We start from the raw sequence: 2,205 nt of genomic DNA, 5'->3' as shown, positions 1-2,205 counted from the left end.
CCGCCCCAGTCAAACTACCCGCCACAGAGGGTCCCTGCACCGGATGACGGTGCGAGGTTAGACATCAGAAAACAACAGGGTGGTATTTCACCTATGGCTCCACGACAACTGGCGTCATCGCTTCAAAGCCTCCCACCTATGCTACACAGTTCTTTCCTAATGCCACTCTGAAGCTGCAGTAAAGGTGCACGGGGTCTTTCCGTCTAACCGCGGGTACTCCGCATCTTCACGGAGAATTCAATTTCGCTGAGCATATCCTGGAGACAGTGGGGAAGTCGTTACGCCATTCGTGCAGGTCGGAACTTACCCGACAAGGAATTTCGCTACCTTAGGACCGTTATAGTTACGGCCGCCGTTTACCTGGGCTTCAATTCAGAGCTTGCACTCCTCCTCTTAACCTTCAGGCACCGGGCAGGCGTCAGGCCCTATACGTCGTCTTGAAGCCGACTTAGCAGAGCCCTGTGTTTTTGCTAAACAGTCGCTACCCCCTGGCCTGTGCCCCCCATCAAAAGTTGCCTTAAGATGGGGCCTCCTTCTTCCGAAGGTACGGAGGCAATTTGCCGAGTTCCTTCAGGATACTTCTCTCAAACGCCTTGGTATACTCTACCATTCCACCTGTGTCGGTTTAGGGTACGGTCTATACGGAGGGGCTATTTCCTGGGACAATTTCCCTGCCCGGACCAATCCAATAAGGCCGAACAAGTTACATCATCCGTCACACACCTCCAGGCCCACGAATATTAACGTGGTTCCCATCGACTACCCCCTTCGGGCTCGTCTTAGGGGCCGGCTTACCCTGCTCAGATTAGCTTTAAGCAGGAACCCTTGGAATTTCGGCGAGAGGGCATCTCACCCTCTTAATCGCTACTCATGTCTGCATTCGCACTTCCGATACCTCCACGGTCGGTTACCCTCCCGCTTCAACGGCCTACGGAACGCTCCGCTACCGCTCAGATCTTGCGATCTGAACCCTAAGCTTCGGTGCACGTCTTGAGCCCCGTTACATCTTCGCCGCAGGATCTCTTGTTTAGACCAGTGAGCTGTTACGCTTTCTTTAAAGGATGGCTGCTTCTAAGCCAACCTCCTGGTTGTTTTGGAAATCCCACATGCTTTCCCACTTAGACGTGACTTGGGGACCTTAGCTGTAGGTTAGGGCTGTTTCCCTTTTGACGACGGACCTTAGCACCCGCCGTCTGTCTGCCGGACTAGACTCGTTGGTATTCGGAGTTTGGTTAGAATTGGTAGATCTCGCGACCCCCGCATCCATCCAGTGCTCTACCCCCAACGGCAATCATCCGACGCTCTACCTCAATAGATTTCGCGGAGAACCAGCTATTTCCCGGCTTGATTGGCCTTTCACCCCTAAACACAACTCATCCGATAATTTTTCAACATTAAACGGTTCGGCCCTCCAGTGCGTGTTACCGCACCTTCAGCCTGGTCATGCCTAGATCGCCGGGTTTCGGGTCTAATGCATCGAACTATGATCGCCCTGTTCAGACTCGCTTTCGCTGCGCCTACACCTAACGGCTTAAGCTTGCTCGATACACTAAGTCACAGACCCATTATGCAAGAGGTACGCTGTCAGGCTTCAAGAGCCCTCCAACTGCTTGTAGGCATCCGGTTTCAGGTACTGTTTCACTCCCCTCATCGGGGTGCTTTTCACCTTTCCCTCACGGTACTGGTTCGCTATCGGTCATGTACGAGTATTTAGGCTTGGAGGGTGGTCCCCCCATGTTCAGACAGAGTTTCACGTGCTCCGCCCTACTCAAGTCCTGATGTTTCACTTTCGCATACGGGGCTGTCACCCGCTATGGCGCTCCTTTCCAGAAGCTTCTGCTAGTTAAACACCAGGCGCTGGCCTGGTCCGCGTTCGCTCGCCACTACTAACGGAATCTCGGTTGATGTCTTTTCCTCCGGGTACTGAGATGTTTCAGTTCTCCGGGTTCGCTTCACCAAAGCCTATTTTATTCAGCTTAGTGATACCTCTCCCATTTAACGCTCGACCAGCATTGCTGCTGGGCAAGCCTTAAATGGTGAAGGTGGGTTGTCCCATTCGGAAATCGCGGGATCAAAGCTTGCTCACAGCTCCCCCACGCTTATCGCAGCGTGCCACGTCCTTCATCGCCTGTACATGCCAAGGCATTCACCAGATGCCCTTACCTCACGCTTGAGAGCCCACACCACCAACGACAACCCTGAAGG

1 rRNA gene is annotated in these 2,205 nt (G+C 53.4%); it reads right to left on the bottom strand.

The window, feature by feature from the left end:
• A 23S ribosomal RNA gene (locus ACFQ24_RS04015) occupies positions 1 to 2,173 on the bottom strand; the annotation flags it as partial.
• Positions 2,174 to 2,205: the final 32 nt, after the last annotated feature.

The organism is Sphingobium olei (assembly GCF_042678845.1).
GTDB classification, from domain to species: Bacteria; Pseudomonadota; Alphaproteobacteria; order Sphingomonadales; family Sphingomonadaceae; genus Sphingobium; species Sphingobium olei.
This window is presented reverse-complemented; position numbering and strand designations above follow the sequence as displayed.